Raw genomic sequence first — 669 nt, 5'->3', positions numbered from 1 at the left:
TCGCGGTGATCGTCGAGGCGACCGAGCCGCGCGGGCGTGCGCGGGGGCTGCGAGCGCAGCGCCTTCCAGTGGTGCTTGGTGCGCGGAAGGACGCACCCGATCAGCGAGATGAACAGCAGGATGTAGATCGCCGAGAACCAGGGCGACGTGTACACGTCGAACATGCTCAGCTTGTCGAGCACCGGCGCGAGGTCGGGGTTGTCGGTGAAGTACTGCGTGACGCCGTTGGGGTCGGCGCTGCGCTGCGGGACGATCGATCCGGGCACCGCCGCGATCGCGAGGAGCAGCAGCAGCACGAGCGCGGTGCGCATGCTCGTGAGCTGTCGCCAGCCCCATCGCATCCAGCCGATGACGCCCAGGCGCGGCTGCGTGATGTCGTCGCCCCCGTCGCCGGAGGGCGTGGAGTCGGCGTGATCGGACGGGCGCAGGACGCCGTCGGTCGGCTCGGTCACGGTGCCACCTCGATCAGAGCGGGAGCTGGACATTGAGCATCACCCCCTGCAGCGTCGACATCCACGTTCCCCAGACGCCGACGACCATGAGCAGGCCGAGCACGATCAGCAGCGCACCGCCGATGAGGTTGACCAGCCGGATGTGCTTGCGGACGAACGCGACGGAGCGCGTCGCCCAGCCGAACCCGAGCGCGAGCAGGATGAACGGGATGCCGAG

The 669-nt window shown here is 69.2% G+C and carries 1 protein-coding gene and 1 pseudogene; both read right to left on the bottom strand.

The genetic code is table 11. From position 1 onward, the window contains the following. A partial coding sequence (locus tag NS283_RS18070; protein ID WP_193752717.1) for a cytochrome c biogenesis protein ResB occupies window positions 1-485 on the bottom strand: 485 nt, incomplete at its 3' end. Next, window positions 466-669: pseudogene (locus NS283_RS18065) on the bottom strand (cytochrome c biogenesis protein CcdA); the annotation flags it as partial. The pseudogene NS283_RS18065 and the gene NS283_RS18070, both read right to left, overlap by 20 nt.

The organism is Microbacterium testaceum (assembly GCF_001476285.1).
GTDB classification, from domain to species: Bacteria; Actinomycetota; Actinomycetes; order Actinomycetales; family Microbacteriaceae; genus Microbacterium; species Microbacterium testaceum_B.
Note: the sequence above shows the minus strand (reverse complement) of the source record. Positions and strands in the feature narration are given on the sequence as shown.